Genomic DNA, 15165 nt, shown 5'->3' with positions numbered 1-15165 from the left:
GTTACCCTGAGGCCCGTGTGCGGGATCGTGGGATACGTCGGCAAGCGCGGTGCCCAGGAGGTCCTCGTCAACGGCCTGCGGCGCCTGGAGTACCGCGGGTACGACTCCGCGGGGGTCGCGATCGCCGACGGCGCGGGCGGGCTCGAGGTGCACCGGGCGGCCGGTCCGCTCGACAACCTCGTCGCGGTGCTCCCCGAGGGCGCCACCTCCGGGACCACCGGGATGGGGCACACGCGCTGGGCGACGCACGGCCCGCCGACCGACCGCAACGCCCACCCGCACCGCGACGGTTCCGGGCGGGTCGCGGTCGTGCACAACGGCATCATCGAGAACTTCGCCGCGCTGCGCGCCGAGCTCGAGGCCGAGGGCGTGGAGCTGACCAGCGACACCGACAGCGAGGTCGCGGCGCACCTCGTCGCGCGGGCGTTCGACACCGACCCGGACGCGGGGCTGACCGCCGCCGTGCGCGCGGTCGTCGCGCGGCTCGAGGGCGCGTTCACGCTGGTCTTCACCCACGCCGACCGGCCCGACGAGATCGTCGCCGCGCGCCGCTCGTCGCCGCTGGTGGTGGGCGTCGGGCAGGGCGAGATGTTCGTGGCCTCGGACGTCGCGGCGTTCATCGACTTCACGCGCGACGCCGTGGAGCTCGGCCAGGACCAGATCGTCACCCTGACGGCCGAGGGCGCCGTCGTCACCGACTTCCTCGGCGAGACCGCGAAGACGCGCCCGTTCCACGTCGACTGGGACATCGAGGCCGCCGAGAAGGGCGGCCACGACTTCTTCATGCTCAAGGAGATCGAGGAGCAGCCGACCGCGCTGGCGGACACGCTGCGCGGGCACCTCGTCGACGGCCGGGTGGTGCTCGACGAGCAGCGCCTGTCCGACCAGGAGCTGCGCGACATCGACAAGGTGTTCGTCGTGGCCTGCGGTACGGCCTACCACGCGGGCCTGCTGGCGAAGTACGCGATCGAGCACTGGTGCCGCATCCCGGTGGAGGTCGAGGTCGCGAGCGAGTTCCGCTACCGCGACCCGGTGCTCGACCGCTCCACGCTCGTCGTCGCGATCTCCCAGTCTGGCGAGACCGCGGACACGCTCGAGGCCGTCCGCCACGCCCGCGACCAGAAGGCCCGCGTGCTGGCGATCTGCAACACCAACGGCGCGCAGATCCCCCGCGAGTCCGACGCAGTGCTCTACACCCATGCCGGTCCCGAGGTCGGGGTGGCGGCGACGAAGACGTTCACCGCGCAGGTCATCGCCTGCTACCTCGTGGGGCTGGCGCTCGCGCAGACCTTCGGCACGAAGTACGCCGACGAGGTCGCCCGCGAGTACGCGGAGCTCGAGTCGAGCACGGTCGCGGTGCAGCGCGTGCTCGACGCGGTCGTGGAGCCGACCCGCGAGCTGGCCCGCGACCTCGCCGGGTCGAAGGCGGTGCTCTTCCTGGGCCGGCACGTCGGGTTCCCGGTGGCGCTGGAGGGCGCGCTCAAGCTCAAGGAGCTCGCCTACATGCACGCCGAGGGCTTCGCGGCGGGCGAGCTCAAGCACGGGCCGATCGCGCTGATCGAGCAGGACCTGCCCGTCGTGGTGGTCATGCCCTCGCCGAAGGGCCGCGCGATCCTGCACCAGAAGCTGCTCTCCAACATCCGCGAGATCCAGGCGCGCGGCGCGCGGACGATCGTGGTGGCCGAGGAGGGCGACGAGACCGTGCGCCCGTTCGCCGAGCACCTCATCGAGGTGCCCGCGGTGTCGACGCTGCTCCAGCCGCTGGTCTCGAGCGTCCCGCTGCAGGTCTTCGCCGCCGAGGTCGCCCGCTCCCGCGGCTACGACGTCGACAAGCCCCGCAACCTGGCGAAGTCGGTCACGGTCGAGTAGCTCCTACGTGCGTGATCTTCTGAGCTATAGCTCAGAAGATCACGCACGTGGCGGAGGAGGCAGCTGGGTGTACGGCGTCTGGACTCCCGATCAGGTGCGAGCGGCCGAGGAGCCGGTGCTCGCGCGCACCCCGGAGGGCGCGCTCATGCGCCGCGCCGCCCGCGGCGTCGCCCAGGTCGCGCTGGCCGAGCTCGAGCGCCGCACCGGGGGCGTCAGCGGCCGGCGCGTGGTCGTCCTCGCCGGCGCCGGCAACAACGGCGGCGACGGGCTCTGGGCGGGCTACGAGCTGCGCCGGCGCGGCGTCGCCGTCACCGCGGTGCTGCTGAGCCCGGACCGCGCGCACCCCGAGGGCCTCGCCGCGCTGCGCAAGCAGAAGGGCCGGGTCCTCACGCGCGTCGAGTCCGGCGTGATCGCCGTCGAGCGCGCCGACCTCGTGCTGGACGCGATCGTCGGGACCGGTGCCCGCGGGGGCCTGCGCCCGGAGGCGGCCACGCTGGCGGACGCCGCCGCCGTCGCGGGCATCCCGATCCTCGCCGTCGACACCCCGAGCGGTGTCGACCCGCTCACCGGCGTGCCGGGCGAGGACGCGGTGCAGGCGGCGGCCACCGTCACGTTCGGCGCCCGCAAGCCCGTCCACGTCCTCGCCGCGCCCCGCTGCGGCCCGGTGACGCTGATCGACATCGGGATCGGCCCCGAGCTGCCGCCCGCCCCGGTGGACGTGCTCGAGGCGGCCGACGTCGGCGCGCGCTGGCCGGTGCCCGGACCCGGCGACGACAAGTACTCCCAGGGCGTGGTCGGCGTGGCCGCCGGGAGCGCCACCTACCCCGGTGCCGCGGTCCTCGCGTCCGGCGCCGCGGCCCTCGCGACCAGCGGGATGGTCCGCTATGCGGGCAGCGCCGCCGACGAGGTCCGCGCCGCCTGGCCCGAGATCGTCGCCACCGACACCGTCGGCGAGGCCGGGCGCGTGCAGGCCTGGGTGGTCGGCCCCGGGCTCGGCACCGACGACGCCGGCGCGCGCACGCTCGCCGACGTCCTCGACGCGGGCGTGCCCGTGCTCGCCGACGCCGACGCGGTGACGCTGCTGGGGCAGCACGCCGAGCTGCGGGATCGTGCGAGAGGCGCCCCCGTCCTCATCACCCCCCACGCCGGCGAGTTCGCCCGCGTCGCGGAGCTCACCGACGACCGCGTGGAGTCCGCGCGGCGGGCCGCCGCCGACCTCGGCGTCACCGTGCTGCTCAAGGGCAACGCGACGATCGTCGCCGCGCCCGACGGCCGGGTCCTCGTGCACCCGGCCAGCAGCGCCTGGCTCGCCACCGCCGGCTCGGGCGACGTGCTCTCCGGCGTCGCGGGCGCCCTGCTCGCCGCCGGGCTCGACCCGTGGTGGGCGGGCGGCTGCGCGGCGTTCGTCCACGCGCGGGCCGCCGACATCGGGGCCGGTGCGGCGGACGGGCCCGGGTCGCCGGTGCCGGCGTCGTACGTCCAGCAGGCCCTGCCACGGGCGATCCGGGAGGTCAGACAGTGACGAGACCCCGCGTCGAAGCCCTCGTCGACCACGACGCCCTCGCCCACAACGTCGGCCTGCTCGCCGGGCTCGCCCGCGCCTCGGGCGCCGCGACGATGGCCGTGGTCAAGGCCGACGGCTACGGGCACGGCGCGGTCGAGGCCGGGCGCACCGCGCTCGCGTCCGGCGCGACGTGGCTCGGCGTCTGCACCCTCGAGGAGGCCGCGCAGCTGCGCGGCGCCGGGATCACCGCGCCGGTGCTGTCCTGGCTGCACCTGCCCGACGAGGACTTCGCGCCCGCCGTCGCCGACGCGGTCGACCTCGGGGTCTCGTCCCGCGCGGAGCTCGACGGGGTCGTCGCCGGCGCCGGGCGCGCCGGGCGGCCGGCCCGCATCCACCTCAAGATCGACACGGGCCTGAGCCGCAACGGCTGCCCGCCCGAGGCCTGGGGCGAGCTGCTCGACGCCGTCGAGGCGGCCCGTGCGGCGGGCGACGTCGAGGTGGCCGCCGTCTGGTCGCACCTCGCGCACGCCGACGCCCCCGACCACCCCACGATCGACGTCCAGGCCAAGCGGTTCGACGACGCGTGGCGGGCCGCGGGCGAGCGCCTCGGCGGCCCGCGCCCGTGGCGGCACCTCGCGAACTCCGCCGCCACCCTCACCCGTCCGGACCTGCACCTCGACCTCGTCCGGCCCGGGATCGCGGTCTACGGGCTCGACCCGCTCGAGGCCCCGGACCATCACGGACTGCGTCCGGTCATGACGTTCCGCACCCGCGTGGCGCTGGTCAAACGCGTGGCCGCCGGGGAAGGTGTGTCCTACGGTCACGAGTGGGTGGCCCCCGACGACCGGGTGCTGGCACTGGTGCCGACGGGGTACGCCGACGGGGTGCCGCGACGGCTCGGAGGGACGATGACGGTGCAGCTCGCCGGTCGGCGGCGACCGGTCGTGGGCCGCGTGTGCATGGACCAGGTCGTGGTCGACCTCGGTCCCGCCGACGACGCCCCCACCACCGTCGCCCCCGGCGACGAGGTGCTGCTCTTCGGCCCCGGCGACGCCGGCGAGCCGACCGCGCTCGAGTGGGCGCGCTGGCTCGACACGATCCACTACGAGGTCGTCACGGGCGTCGGCTGCCGGCCGCGGGTGACGCGGACGAGGGGGACACCCTCGTGAGCGGCGAGGACCGCCACCACCACCTCTCGCCGGGCGCCGTCGCCGGCGCCGTAGCCGGCACCGTGCTAGGCGGCGCGGCTGCGGCGGGCGCCGTCGGGGCGGGCCGCGCCCGGTCGCGCATCCTGCGCCAGCGCGAACGCCTCTCCGAGGAGGAGAAGGCGCACCCCTCGATGCTCGGGCTGGTCCCGGCCGGGCGCGAGTCGTCGGTCGCCGCCGACGACGGGGTGCGGCTCTCGGTGGAGGAGGTCGACCCGGTCGACGGCGGGAAGCCCGAGCTCACCGTGGTGCTCGTCCACGGCTTCGCCCTCGACCGCAAGTGCTGGCACTTCCAGCGCCGCATGCTCTCGGAGCTCACCGAGCCGACCGTGCGCACGGTCCTCTACGACCAGCGCCGCCACGGCCGCTCCGCGCAGGCGAGCGCGCGGTCGTGCACCATCGCCCAGCTCGGCGCCGACCTCGACGCGATCCTGCGCGCCGTCGTGCCCGAGGGGCCGGTCGTGCTCGTCGGCCACTCCATGGGCGGTATGACGATCATGGCGCTGGCCGAGCGGAACCCAAAGCTCTTCCAGGAGCGCATCGTCGGGGTCTCGCTGCTGTGCACGTCGGCGGGCGACGTCATGGCCGGCGGCCTCAAGCAGGCCGTCCTGTCGCACCGCAACCCGACGGTCAACGTCCTCGGCCGCATCGCGCACTGGCAGCCGGCCTTCGCCGACCGGGTGCGCCGGGCCGCCGGCAACGTCATCTGGGCCTTCGTGCAGGGGCTGTCGTTCGGCGACCGCTCCACCGATCCCGCGCTGGTCGACCTCGTCGACAGCACCATCGCCGCCACGCCGCTCGACGCGCTGACGTCGTTCGCCAACACCCTGTCGACCCACAACCGGCGCGCGGCGCTGGCGGGGCTCTCGCAGTGCGAGGTGCTGGTCGCCGGCGGCACGCGCGACCGGATGATCCCCTACGAGCACTCCGAGCTGATCGCCGCCGAGATGCCGCACGCCGAGCTCCTGCCGCTCGAGGGCGCCGGGCACATGGCGATGCTGGAGCAGCCCGGCGAGTACGACGCCGCGCTGCTCGAGCTGCTGCGCCGGTGCACCCACCGCAGCCAGGTCCTGCGCCGCCTGCGCCCCGGCGGCCCCACGCCCTCCGACCGCCCGCGCCGCGGCCTGCGCCGCCCCCGCCGCCGTGCCTGAGGTGGACGCGCCCGACGTGATGGCGGACCGCCGCGTGGAGCTGCCCACCGCGGCCGACACGACGGCGCTCGGGCGCGCGATCGGCGCACGCCTCGCGCCGGGCGACCTCGTCGTCCTCGCGGGACCCCTCGGCGCCGGCAAGACCTGCCTGGCCGCGGGGATCGGCGAGGGCCTGGGCGTCGAGGGCCCGGTCACGTCGCCGACGTTCGTCATCGCGCGCGAGCACCCGCCGCTGCCCGCGGCCCTCGGCGGGCGCGGCGTCGTCCTCGTGCACGTCGACGCCTACCGGCTCGGGGTCGGCACGGCCGTCACCCCGGACCCGCGCGAGGTCGCCGCCCAGCTCGACGACCTCGACCTCGACACCGACCTCACCCGCGCCGCCGTCGTCATCGAGTGGGGCGAGGGCGTCGCCGAGCACCTGGCCACCGAGCACCTGCTCGTCCGGTTGGACCGGTCAGGGAGACGGAGCGGAGCGGGAGTCGACCCTGAGATCGAGTCCGACGAGCGCCGTGTGGCCCACCTGCACGGCCCGGACCGGCTGGTCGGCGAGGGTCCGTAAGGTTCCGGGCGTGCTCGTCCTGGCCCTCGACACCGCCACCGCCCGCATCACGGCGGGCGTGGTGGAACTCGGTCCCGAGGGACCGACGATCCTCGCCGCCCGCGACGCCGAGGGCGCCCGGGCCCACGCCGAGCTGCTCGCGCCCGCGATCGCCGAGGCCCTCGACGAGGCGGGCCGCACCCGCGCCGACCTCGACGCCGTCGTCGCCGGTCTGGGCCCCGGCCCCTTCACCGGCCTGCGGGTCGGGCTGGTCACCGCCGCGGCGATGGGCGACGGCCTCGGCATCCCGGTCCACGGCGTGCCGACCCACGACGCGCTCGCCGTCGGCGTGCCCGGGCGCCTGCTGGTGGTCACCGACGCCCGCCGCCGCGAGGTCTACTGGAGCCGCTACGCCGACGGCGTGCGCACCCACGGCCCCGAGGTCGTCGCGCCCGCCGAGCTCGCGGCGCGGCTGGGGGGCGACCTCGGCCCCGTCGACCGCGTGGTGGGCGACGCCGCGGACAAGGTCGGCGCCCCGCCCGACACCCCCGGCCCCCGCCCCGACGGGCTCGTCGCCGTCGCCGCGCCGGCCCTGCGGGCGGGCACGGAGCCCGGGCCGCTCGTCCCGCTCTACCTGCGCCGCCCCGACGCCGTGCCGCCCGGGGCGCCGAAGACGGTGACGCGCGCGTGACACCGGTCGTCCTCGACGCGCTCACCGAGGCCGACGCCGACCGGTGCGCCGAGCTCGAGGCGATCCTCTTCCCCGGCGACGACCCGTGGAGCGCGCGGGCCTTCCGCGACGAGCTGCGCGCCGGCCACCGCTACCTCGCGGCCCGGGACGGGGACCGGCTGATCGGCTACGGCGGCGTGGCCCTGCTGCCCGGGCGCCTCGGGCAGCAGGCCGAGGCCGAGATCCACACGATCGGGGTCGACCCCGCGCACCAGGGACGGGGCATCGGGCGGGCGCTGCTCGACGGCCTGCTCGCCGCCGCCGACGCGATCGGCGCGACCACCTACCTCGAGGTCCGCGTCGACAACGAGCCCGCGCTGGGGCTCTACCGCGCCGTCGGTTTCGAGGTCCTCGGCACCCGCCGGCGCTACTACGCTTCGGGGGCGGACGCCCACACGATGCGACGGCTCCCGGGCGGCGACCCGCCCGCGGACGCCCCTCGTTGATGGCTTGGCACTCTCGGGGCTAGAGTGCCAATCAGCACGGCGTCGGAGCCGTCCCGGCACCCGCGACGACGGGGCGGACCACCGGCGCCGTGAAGACAACAGGACGCATCGCTCCGACTCCAGACAGGTGGAGGTCACCGACGTGGCCAGCGTGAACATCAAGCCGCTCGAGGACAAGCTCGTGGTCCAGGCCAGCGAGGCCGAGACCACGACCGCTTCCGGCATCGTCATCCCGGACACGGCCAAGGAGAAGCCCCAGGAGGGCAAGGTCCTCGCCGTGGGCCCGGGCCGCGTGGACGACAAGGGGAACCGCATCCCCCTCGACGTCGCCGTGGGTGACGTCGTCATCTTCTCGAAGTACGGCGGCACCGAGATCAAGTACAACGGCGAGGACTACCTGGTCCTCTCCTCGCGCGACGTGCTCGCGGTCGTCAACTAGGACCCGCGCACCACGCAGGACACGAACGCCGCCCCGGTGGCCCCCACGGGGCGCCGGGGCGGCGTCGTTTCCCCTGTGTGGCCTGTCCAGGGCCCGTGAGGAAGACTCAGCCGGAAAGGTTGGCTAGTGCCGAAACAGATCACCTTCGACGAGACCGCCCGGCGCGCGCTCGAGCGCGGTGTCGACCAGCTCGCGCACGCGGTCACGGTGACCCTCGGTCCCCGGGGGCGTCACGTCGTGCTGGAGAAGAAGTTCGGTGGTCCGACGATCACCAACGACGGCGTCACCATCGCCCGTGAGATCGAGCTCGACGACCCGTTCGAGAACCTCGGTGCGCAGCTGGCGAAGAACGTCGCCACGAAGACCAACGACGTCGCGGGCGACGGCACGACGACGGCCACCGTCCTCGCGCAGGCGCTCGTGTCCGAGGGCCTGCGCAACCTGGCGGCGGGTGCCAACCCGACGTCGCTCGGCGCCGGCATGGTCGCCGCCACCGAGAAGGTCACCGAGATCCTGCGGTCGAAGGCCACCCCGGTCGACGGCCGCCAGGGCATCGCCGCCGTCGGCGCGGTCGCGTCCCGCGACCAGACGATCGGCGACCTCATCGGCGAGGCCATGGAGAAGGTCGGCGAGGACGGCGTCATCACGGTCGAGGAGGCCTCGACCCTGGCGACCGAGCTGGAGATCACCGAGGGTCTCCAGTTCGACAAGGGCTACATCTCGCCCTACTTCGTCACCGACAACGACTCGATGGAGGCCGTGCTCGAGGACGCCCAGATCCTCCTGCACCGCGAGAAGATCAGCTCCATCCAGGACCTGCTCCCGCTGCTGGAGAAGGCCGTCGAGTCCGGCAAGCCGCTGCTGATCATCGCGGAGGACGTCGAGGCCGAGGCCCTGTCGACCCTCGTGGTGAACTCGATCCGCAAGACCGTCAAGGTCGCCGCGGTCAAGGCGCCGTTCTTCGGCGACCGCCGCAAGGCGTTCCTGGACGACCTCGCGGCCGCGACCGGTGCCACGGTCGTCAACCCCGAGGTCGGCATCAAGCTCGCCGAGTCCGGCCCCGAGGTGCTCGGCAGCGCGCGCCGCGCCGTGGTCACCAAGGACGCCACCACCCTCGTCGAGGGCGGCGGGGCCCGGGCCGACGTGGACGCCCGCGTCACCCAGATCCGGCGTGAGATCGAGGAGACCGACTCCGACTGGGACCGTGAGAAGCTCCAGGAGCGGCTGGCGAAGCTCTCCGGCGGCGTCGCGGTCATCAAGGTCGGCGCGGCCACCGAGACCGAGATGAAGGAGCGCAAGCACCGCATCGAGGACGCCATCGCCGCCACCCGCGCCGCGGTGGAGGAGGGCATCGTCCCCGGCGGCGGCAGCGCGCTGCTGCACGCGGCGGCCGAGCTCGCCGACGGCCTCGGCCGCACCGGCGACGAGGCCACCGGTGTGGCCCTCGTGCGCCGGGCGCTCTCGGCGCCGCTCAAGGCCATCGCGCGCAACGCGGGGCTCGAGGGCGCGGTCGTCACCGCCCGGGTCGCCGAGGCGGGCTGGGGCAGCGGGTACGACGCCGCGACCGAGAAGTACGGCGACCTCATGGCCGCCGGCATCATCGACCCGGTGAAGGTGACGCGCTCCGCCCTGGAGAACGCCACCTCCATCGCCCGCATGGTGCTCACCACGGAGAGCGCCATCGTGGACAAGCCCGAGGAGGAGGAGCCGGCGGCCGCCGCCGGTGGCCACGGGCACGGCCACGGTCACGGGCACTAGGAGTCGCTCCAAGCCGGTCACGACCCCTCACGCTCCTTCGTCGCGTGACGTGTCGGCTGCGGCATCGCGCTCCGGTGGTCGCCAGAGCGCGTGAGTACACGACGACGGGCCCCCAGCCGAGCGGCTGGGGGCCCGTTCTCGTGCGTGCTCAGCCCAGGCGGCGGGGGCGGCCCGTGGCCGCCGCGACGCGCTCGGACTCCGACATGCCGCCCCAGATGCCGTAGGGCTCGCCGGCGGCGATCGCGTGCCGGCGGCAGGGCTCGATGACCGGGCACCCCTGGCAGACGGCCTTGGCGCGCCGCTCGCGGTGGGCCCGGGCGGGGCCGCGCTCGCCGTCCGGGTGGAAGAAGAACGTGCTGTCCATGCCACGGCAGGCACCGAGTCGCTGCCAGTCCCACACGTCTGCGTTGGGTCCCGGCAGCCGGCGGACGTCAGCCATGCGCCACCTCCACGTCGCGAGGACCCCACGGGTCCGACCTGCGCACGTCCCGTGCGGGGCCGCGACCGGCTCCGCCTCGCGCCGTGCTCCTGTCGGTGTCACGCTGTGTACGCGCACCGGCGCGGACCGCGATCACCGTGATGGACCCTATGGCGGTTGTGCACGACCCGACAAGGGCATGCGACGTGCGCCATTCCCCGATGTATTCATCGCCGAGCGGTCCCCTACATGCAGGGGTGCTTGCCGAACCGGCTCCGATCCGTGATCATTCCCCGCACGCGGAGTGCACAGGAGTGTCGCCGGACGGTCGAATCCGGTGGATCTCCGGTCGTCACCGTAGGGTCGCCCGCACGTTGAACAGGGGGAGGGTCGCCACACCGGCCGGTCGGTTTCACCGATCGGCGCCGATCGGCCGTGGAGGCCCTCGGCCCCATCGAGGCGTGGCACGTCCTGCGCCCGTCGTACAAGGAGAGCGCATGGACCGGCACGTCGAGCGGCCGGCCGACCGCGGACGCGAACCGGCCGGACGCCGTACCGAATTCGCTCCGGGCGGCGGGTCAAGCTCGTCGGCCGGCGCGCCGATGGGGGAGAGTGCTCGCTCATCGGCTGCAGGGTCGCTGCAGAAAGGAGCTCCCGTGACCACGGTGCTGATCTGCGACGACCGTCGCAGCGTCCGTGAAGGCCTCACCAGGGTGATGTCCGCTGTCCCGGGGGTCCACCGCATCGACTGCGTCGCCCACGGCGACGAACTGCTCACGCGTTTCTCGCGGCAGACGGTCGACGTCGTCCTCGTCGGCACCCAGCGCGCGGTGCCCACCGGGGTGGAGGCCACGCGGCGTCTCGTCGCGGCCCACCCGACGGCCAACGTCATCGTCTTCGGCGCCCCCGACGACTCCGGCAGCATCGCGGCGGCCATCGCCGGCGGCGCGCGCGGCTACCTGCGCTGGGACGCCTCCCGGCCCGAGCTGGTCGCCGCGCTCGCGCACACGCTGGCCAGCACGTCGGTGCCGGCGCCGCGCACCCCCGCCGACTCGGGCGTCCAGCTCACCGAGCGTGAGCTGCAGGTGCTGCGCGGAATGGCCCAGGGCAAGAGCAACGGCCAGATCGGCCGCGAGCTCTACCTGTCCGAGGACACGGTGAAGACCCACGCCCGCCGCCTGTTCCGCAAGCTCGGTGTCCGCGACCGTGCGCAGGCCGTCGCGCACGGCTTCCGACGGGGCCTGGTCTCCTGACCGCGTATCGGAACGACGGTCGTTCGGGAGGTCCGGTCGGCCCACCCCACGGGGGCCACGCCGACGACGTCCCGACGCCGGTGATCGGCATCCCGCGGGCGGTCCACCGTGCCGCGGACCGGTGGCGGGGCCCGGATCGGGCGAACGCCGCGCCTCCTTCGTCCTGGGCCGCGCCGGGTCGGGAGACTGCCCGCTACGCTGACCGGACCATGTCGGCGCCCGGCCCGCTCACCTCGGCCGGTGTGCCGGACCGTCCGGCGGTGGCCCCGACCCCGATGCACACGGCGGCGCCACCGCCCCGCGTAACACCGGGGCCACGTGGAGCGATGACTGACGCAGGGAACGATCTCGAGGGCCTGGTGGCCGCCGCCAACGACGGCGACCGCTCGGCGCTCAACCGCGTTCTCGCGATCATCCGGCCGCTGGTCGTGCGGTACTGCCGCGCGCGCATCGGCCGGCAGGAACGGTCATCGGTCTCCGCCGACGACGTGGCCCAGGAGGTGTGTCTGGCTGTGCTCACCGCGCTGCCCGGATACCGCGACCAGGGCCGTCCGTTCCTCGCCTTCGTCTACGGCATCGCGGCCCACAAGGTCGTCGACGCCCACCGTTCGGTCGCCCGCAGCAAGTCCGAGCCCGTGGAGGAGCTCCCGGAGGAGCTCGATCCCCGGGACGGACCCGAGCAGCGAGCACTCAACGGAGCGTTGTCCGTCCAGATGGGTCAACTGCTCGACACGCTTCCGCCCAAACAGAGGGAAATCCTCGTGCTGCGTGTCGTCGTTGGACTGTCGGCGGAGGAAACCGCGGAAGCGGTCGAGTCCACCCCCGGAGCGGTGCGGGTGGCCCAGCACCGGGCGTTGTCAAAGTTGCGGACCGCGGTGTCCGCGATCTCGGAAGAGGTGAGTTGAGTGGGCGGCCACCGGGCGTCGGGCGGGTCCGAGGGAGACCTCGTCGACGGCCCCGTCGACCTCGCGGCGGTCCGGGCGGACGACGCCCTGATCGACGCGCTCGCTGGCGGTGCCGGCGCTGCTGGTGACACCGGCGCGTACGGCTTCGGCGGCACCGACGACGATCGCCTCGCGGCGATCCTCGCGGCGTGGCGGGCCGACATCGAGGCCGATCCCATGCCCGAGCTCGTGACCCTCGACGAGGCGGCCGAGGCCGTCACCGCGGGCCACGAGAGTCGCGACCGTCTGCGCTCCCGCGGCCGGCGGCGGATGCCGTTCGCCATCGCCGCGGTCGCCGCCGCGGTCGCCTGCGCGGGCCTCACGGTCGCGGTGCACGGCGCCATGCCCGGCGACACGCTCTGGGGCGTCTCCAAGGTCTTCTTCTCGGAGCGGGCGCAGGGCGTCGAGCGCGTCGAGGAGGTCCGCAACCGCATCGAGGCGGCCAACGGCGCCCTCGCCCGCGGCGACACCCAGACCGCGCGCAACGAGCTGGCCCAGGCCAACGTCGCCATCCCGCAGGTCGCCCCGGAGCAGCGGGCCCCGCTGGTGGCCGAGCGCGACCGGGTGCAGACGTCGATCGAGAGCGACCCGTCGCCCTCGACCCGCGAGCCCTCGTCCGGCTCCTCGCCGCGGTCGTCCGAGCCCTCGTCGGGTGCGGCGCAGCAGCCCGAGGACGCCACGACGCCGAGTCCCGCGGAGCCGGCGGCCCCGCCGGCCGAGGATCCGGCCAGCCCGGAGCCGCAGACGGTCGACCCGTCGACCCGCGGCACCGAGGACCCGCCCGGCTCGACGCCGACCCCGAGCGGGATGTCCTCGAGCCCCGGCTCGACGTCGTCCACCACGGGCTGACACCCACCCGAACGACGAACGGCCCGGTCCCCGAGGGGACCGGGCCGTTTCGTGTGTCTCGGGCGTGAGTTGCCTTACTCCGCGAGCGTGGCGTCCGCGAAGCCCCGGCAGTACTCCCACGTGACGTAGGCGGCCGGGTCCGGGTCGAACGGGGGCTCGTGCGGGCGCATGTGGCCCTCGTCGAGCAGCTGCTGCAGGCTCGCCCGCAGCAGGTCCCAGTCGTGGTAGTGCTGCTCGGAGCAGTCCTCGCAGTCGACCACCACGCCGCGGATGCCCCGGGGCGCGAGCAGGGCCTCGAACACCGCGAGGTCGCCGAGGTCGGCGACGACCTCGTCGCGCTCGGCGTCGTCGAGCGGCGCGTCGTCGGGGGCGTCGGCGTCCGGGCCCCCCAGCGCGCGGGCAGGGTCCGCGGGGTCTCCCGCGAACGGATCCGGCGGCAACGCTTCGTAGGCCACGACCAGCAATTTACCCGTGTGGCGACGCGTGACACCCAGCGGCGGTGTGCGCGCCCGGGGGACCCCGTCGGAGGGCGGACTACGATCGGGGGCATGGTGCTGACGGAGCCCGGTCTGCCCGAGAAGTTCGCGTTGCTCGGACTCACCTTCGACGACGTCATGCTCCTGCCGGGCGAGTCGGACGTGGTGCCCTCCGAGGCGGACACGTCGGCGCGCCTGACGCGCCGGGTCACGCTGCGGGTCCCGCTCGTCAGCTCCGCGATGGACACGGTCACCGAGTCCCGCATGGCGATCGCGATGGCGCGCCAGGGCGGCATGGGCGTGCTGCACCGCAACCTCCCGGCCGAGGAGCAGGCGGCGCAGGTCGAGGTGGTCAAGCGGTCCGAGGCGGGGATGGTGACCGACCCGGTCACGTGCTCGCCGGACGACACGCTCGCCGAGGTCGACGCGCTGTGCGCCAAGTTCCGCATCTCGGGGCTGCCCGTCGTCGACGAGGGCGGCCACCTGGTCGGCATCATCACCAACCGCGACATGCGCTTCGAGGTCGACCACTCGCGCCGGGTGCGCGACGTCATGACCGCCGAGGACCTCGTCACCGCGCAGGTCGGCGTCACCGCCGAGGCCGCGCTCGGGCTGCTGCGCCGCCGCAAGATCGAAAAGCTGCCGCTGGTCGACGGCGCGGGCGTGCTGCGCGGCCTCATCACGGTCAAGGACTTCGTCAAGACCGAGCAGTACCCCCTCGCCACCAAGGACCCCGACGGCCGGCTGCTCTGCGGCGCCGCGGTGGGCGTCGGCGACGACGCCTGGTCGCGCGCCATGGCGCTGGTCGACGCCGGGGTCGACGTCCTCGTGGTCGACACCGCCCACGGCCACTCGCGGGCGGTCACGGCGATGGTGGCCAAGCTCAAGCAGGAGCTCGGCGAGCGGGTCGAGGTCGTCGGCGGGAACGTCGCCACGCGGGCGGGCGCCCAGGCGCTGGTCGACGCGGGTGCGGACGCGGTGAAGGTCGGCGTCGGACCCGGCTCGATCTGCACCACGCGCGTCATCGCGGGTGTCGGCGTCCCCCAGATCACCGCGATCCACGAGGCCGCGGCCGCCGCGCACCCGCACGGCGTCCCGATCATCGGCGACGGCGGCCTGCAGTCCTCCGGCGACATCGCCAAGGCGCTGGCCACGGGCGCGGGCACCGTCATGCTGGGCTCGCTGCTCGCCGGCACGGCCGAGACGCCCGGCGACCTGGTGCTGCTCGACGGCAAGCAGTTCAAGACCTACCGCGGCATGGGCTCGCTCGGCGCCATGCGCAGCCGCGGGCAGCAGGGCTCCTACTCCAAGGACCGCTACTTCCAGGACGACGTGCTCTCCGACGACAAGCTGGTGCCCGAGGGCGTCGAGGGCCGCGTACCCTTCCGGGGGCCCCTCGCCCAGGTGGCCCACCAGCTCGTCGGCGGACTGCGGGCGGCGATGGGCTACACGGGGTCGCGGACCATCGACGAGCTGCAGAAGGCGCACCTCGTCCGGATCACCGCGGCGGGGCTCGCCGAGTCGCACCCGCACCACGTCACGATGACCGCCGAGGCGCCGAACTACGGCGCGCGCTAGCCAGCCA

General features: G+C 74.6%; 15 protein-coding genes. 13 read left to right on the top strand and 2 right to left on the bottom strand.

Features of this window, described 5'->3' with window-relative positions:
- Positions 1–15: 15 nt before the first annotated feature.
- From glmS to groL, 9 genes are all read left to right on the top strand, one after another.
- Entirely contained in the window at positions 16–1869 is a 1854-nt protein-coding gene (glmS, locus tag EV188_RS27775; protein ID WP_133829581.1) for a glutamine--fructose-6-phosphate transaminase (isomerizing), read from the top strand.
- A 67-nt stretch (positions 1870–1936) separates the two neighbouring features.
- The gene (locus tag EV188_RS27770; RefSeq protein WP_133829580.1) at positions 1937–3391 is read left to right on the top strand and encodes an NAD(P)H-hydrate dehydratase; all 1455 of its coding nucleotides are present in this window, start codon (positions 1937–1939) and stop codon (positions 3389–3391) included.
- Complete coding sequence (gene alr / locus EV188_RS27765; protein ID WP_133829579.1) at positions 3388–4542, top strand: alanine racemase; 1155 nt, start codon at positions 3388–3390, stop codon at positions 4540–4542. The genes EV188_RS27770 and alr overlap by 4 nt, the downstream gene beginning before the upstream one ends.
- A complete protein-coding gene (locus EV188_RS27760; protein WP_133829578.1) occupies positions 4539–5729 on the top strand; it encodes an alpha/beta fold hydrolase in 1191 nt (396 codons plus the stop codon). Before alr ends, EV188_RS27760 begins: the two co-directional genes overlap by 4 nt.
- Before the next feature lie 19 nt (positions 5730–5748).
- Entirely contained in the window at positions 5749–6288 is a 540-nt protein-coding gene (gene tsaE / locus EV188_RS27755) for a tRNA (adenosine(37)-N6)-threonylcarbamoyltransferase complex ATPase subunit type 1 TsaE (protein ID WP_133829684.1), read from the top strand.
- A gap of 10 nt (positions 6289–6298) precedes the next feature.
- The gene (gene tsaB, locus EV188_RS27750) at positions 6299–6958 is read left to right on the top strand and encodes a tRNA (adenosine(37)-N6)-threonylcarbamoyltransferase complex dimerization subunit type 1 TsaB (RefSeq protein WP_133829577.1); all 660 of its coding nucleotides are present in this window, start codon (positions 6299–6301) and stop codon (positions 6956–6958) included.
- The gene (gene rimI, locus EV188_RS27745) at positions 6955–7443 is read left to right on the top strand and encodes a ribosomal protein S18-alanine N-acetyltransferase (protein ID WP_133829576.1); all 489 of its coding nucleotides are present in this window, start codon (positions 6955–6957) and stop codon (positions 7441–7443) included. The genes tsaB and rimI overlap by 4 nt, the downstream gene beginning before the upstream one ends.
- Before the next feature lie 127 nt (positions 7444–7570).
- Positions 7571–7882 carry a co-chaperone GroES gene (groES, locus tag EV188_RS27740; RefSeq protein WP_133829575.1) on the top strand — a complete coding sequence of 104 codons (312 nt, stop codon included), beginning with the start codon at positions 7571–7573 and terminating at the stop codon, positions 7880–7882.
- Positions 7883–8008: 126 nt separating this feature from the next.
- Positions 8009–9640, top strand: coding sequence for a chaperonin GroEL (gene groL / locus EV188_RS27735; protein ID WP_133829574.1), 1632 nt, complete (start codon positions 8009–8011; stop codon positions 9638–9640).
- A 148-nt stretch (positions 9641–9788) separates the two neighbouring features.
- Here groL and EV188_RS27730 read toward each other — a convergent pair whose 3' ends face one another.
- Complete coding sequence (locus tag EV188_RS27730; RefSeq protein WP_133829573.1) at positions 9789–10079, bottom strand: WhiB family transcriptional regulator; 291 nt, start codon at positions 10077–10079, stop codon at positions 9789–9791.
- 635 nt (positions 10080–10714) lie between these two features.
- On the opposite strand from EV188_RS27730, the gene EV188_RS27725 reads away from it, so the two are divergent.
- The 3 genes from EV188_RS27725 (at position 10715) to EV188_RS27715 (ending at position 13104) form a co-directional block, all read left to right on the top strand.
- Positions 10715–11311, top strand: a complete 597-nt coding sequence (locus tag EV188_RS27725; RefSeq protein WP_133829572.1) for a response regulator transcription factor — start codon at positions 10715–10717, stop codon at positions 11309–11311.
- Between the two features lie 326 nt (positions 11312–11637).
- Positions 11638–12216 (top strand): sigma-70 family RNA polymerase sigma factor, encoded by a 579-nt coding sequence (locus tag EV188_RS27720; RefSeq protein ID WP_133829571.1) that lies wholly within the window; start codon positions 11638–11640, stop codon positions 12214–12216.
- Positions 12217–13104: an anti-sigma-D factor RsdA gene (locus tag EV188_RS27715; protein ID WP_133829570.1), complete on the top strand. Its 888-nt coding sequence runs from the start codon at positions 12217–12219 to the stop codon at positions 13102–13104.
- A gap of 74 nt (positions 13105–13178) precedes the next feature.
- Here the strand turns inward: EV188_RS27715 and EV188_RS27710 are convergent, their stop codons facing one another.
- Positions 13179–13565: a DUF5319 domain-containing protein gene (locus tag EV188_RS27710; RefSeq protein WP_133829683.1), complete on the bottom strand. Its 387-nt coding sequence runs from the start codon at positions 13563–13565 to the stop codon at positions 13179–13181.
- 87 nt (positions 13566–13652) lie between these two features.
- Here EV188_RS27710 and guaB point away from each other — a divergent pair, with 87 nt between their 5' ends.
- Positions 13653–15158 carry an IMP dehydrogenase gene (guaB, locus tag EV188_RS27705; RefSeq protein ID WP_133829569.1) on the top strand — a complete coding sequence of 502 codons (1506 nt, stop codon included), beginning with the start codon at positions 13653–13655 and terminating at the stop codon, positions 15156–15158.
- The last annotated feature ends 7 nt before the right edge of the window (positions 15159–15165 follow it).

This window comes from Actinomycetospora succinea (assembly GCF_004363095.1).
In the GTDB taxonomy this organism is placed as follows: domain Bacteria; phylum Actinomycetota; class Actinomycetes; order Mycobacteriales; family Pseudonocardiaceae; genus Actinomycetospora; species Actinomycetospora succinea.
The sequence above is the reverse complement of the archived record's forward strand: the minus strand, read 5'-3'. Positions and strand labels throughout refer to the sequence as shown.

Bases quoted from the DNA above. Each gene is read 5' to 3' on its own strand.
- tsaE (WP_133829684.1), top strand. From the start codon at position 5,749: ATGGCGGACCGCCGCGTGGAGCTGCCCACCGCGGCCGACACGACGGCG.
- EV188_RS27730 (WP_133829573.1), bottom strand. From the start codon at position 10,079: ATGGCTGACGTCCGCCGGCTGCCGGGACCCAACGCAGACGTGTGGGAC.
- EV188_RS27720 (WP_133829571.1), top strand. From the start codon at position 11,638: ATGACTGACGCAGGGAACGATCTCGAGGGCCTGGTGGCCGCCGCCAAC.
- guaB (WP_133829569.1), top strand. From the start codon at position 13,653: ATGGTGCTGACGGAGCCCGGTCTGCCCGAGAAGTTCGCGTTGCTCGGA.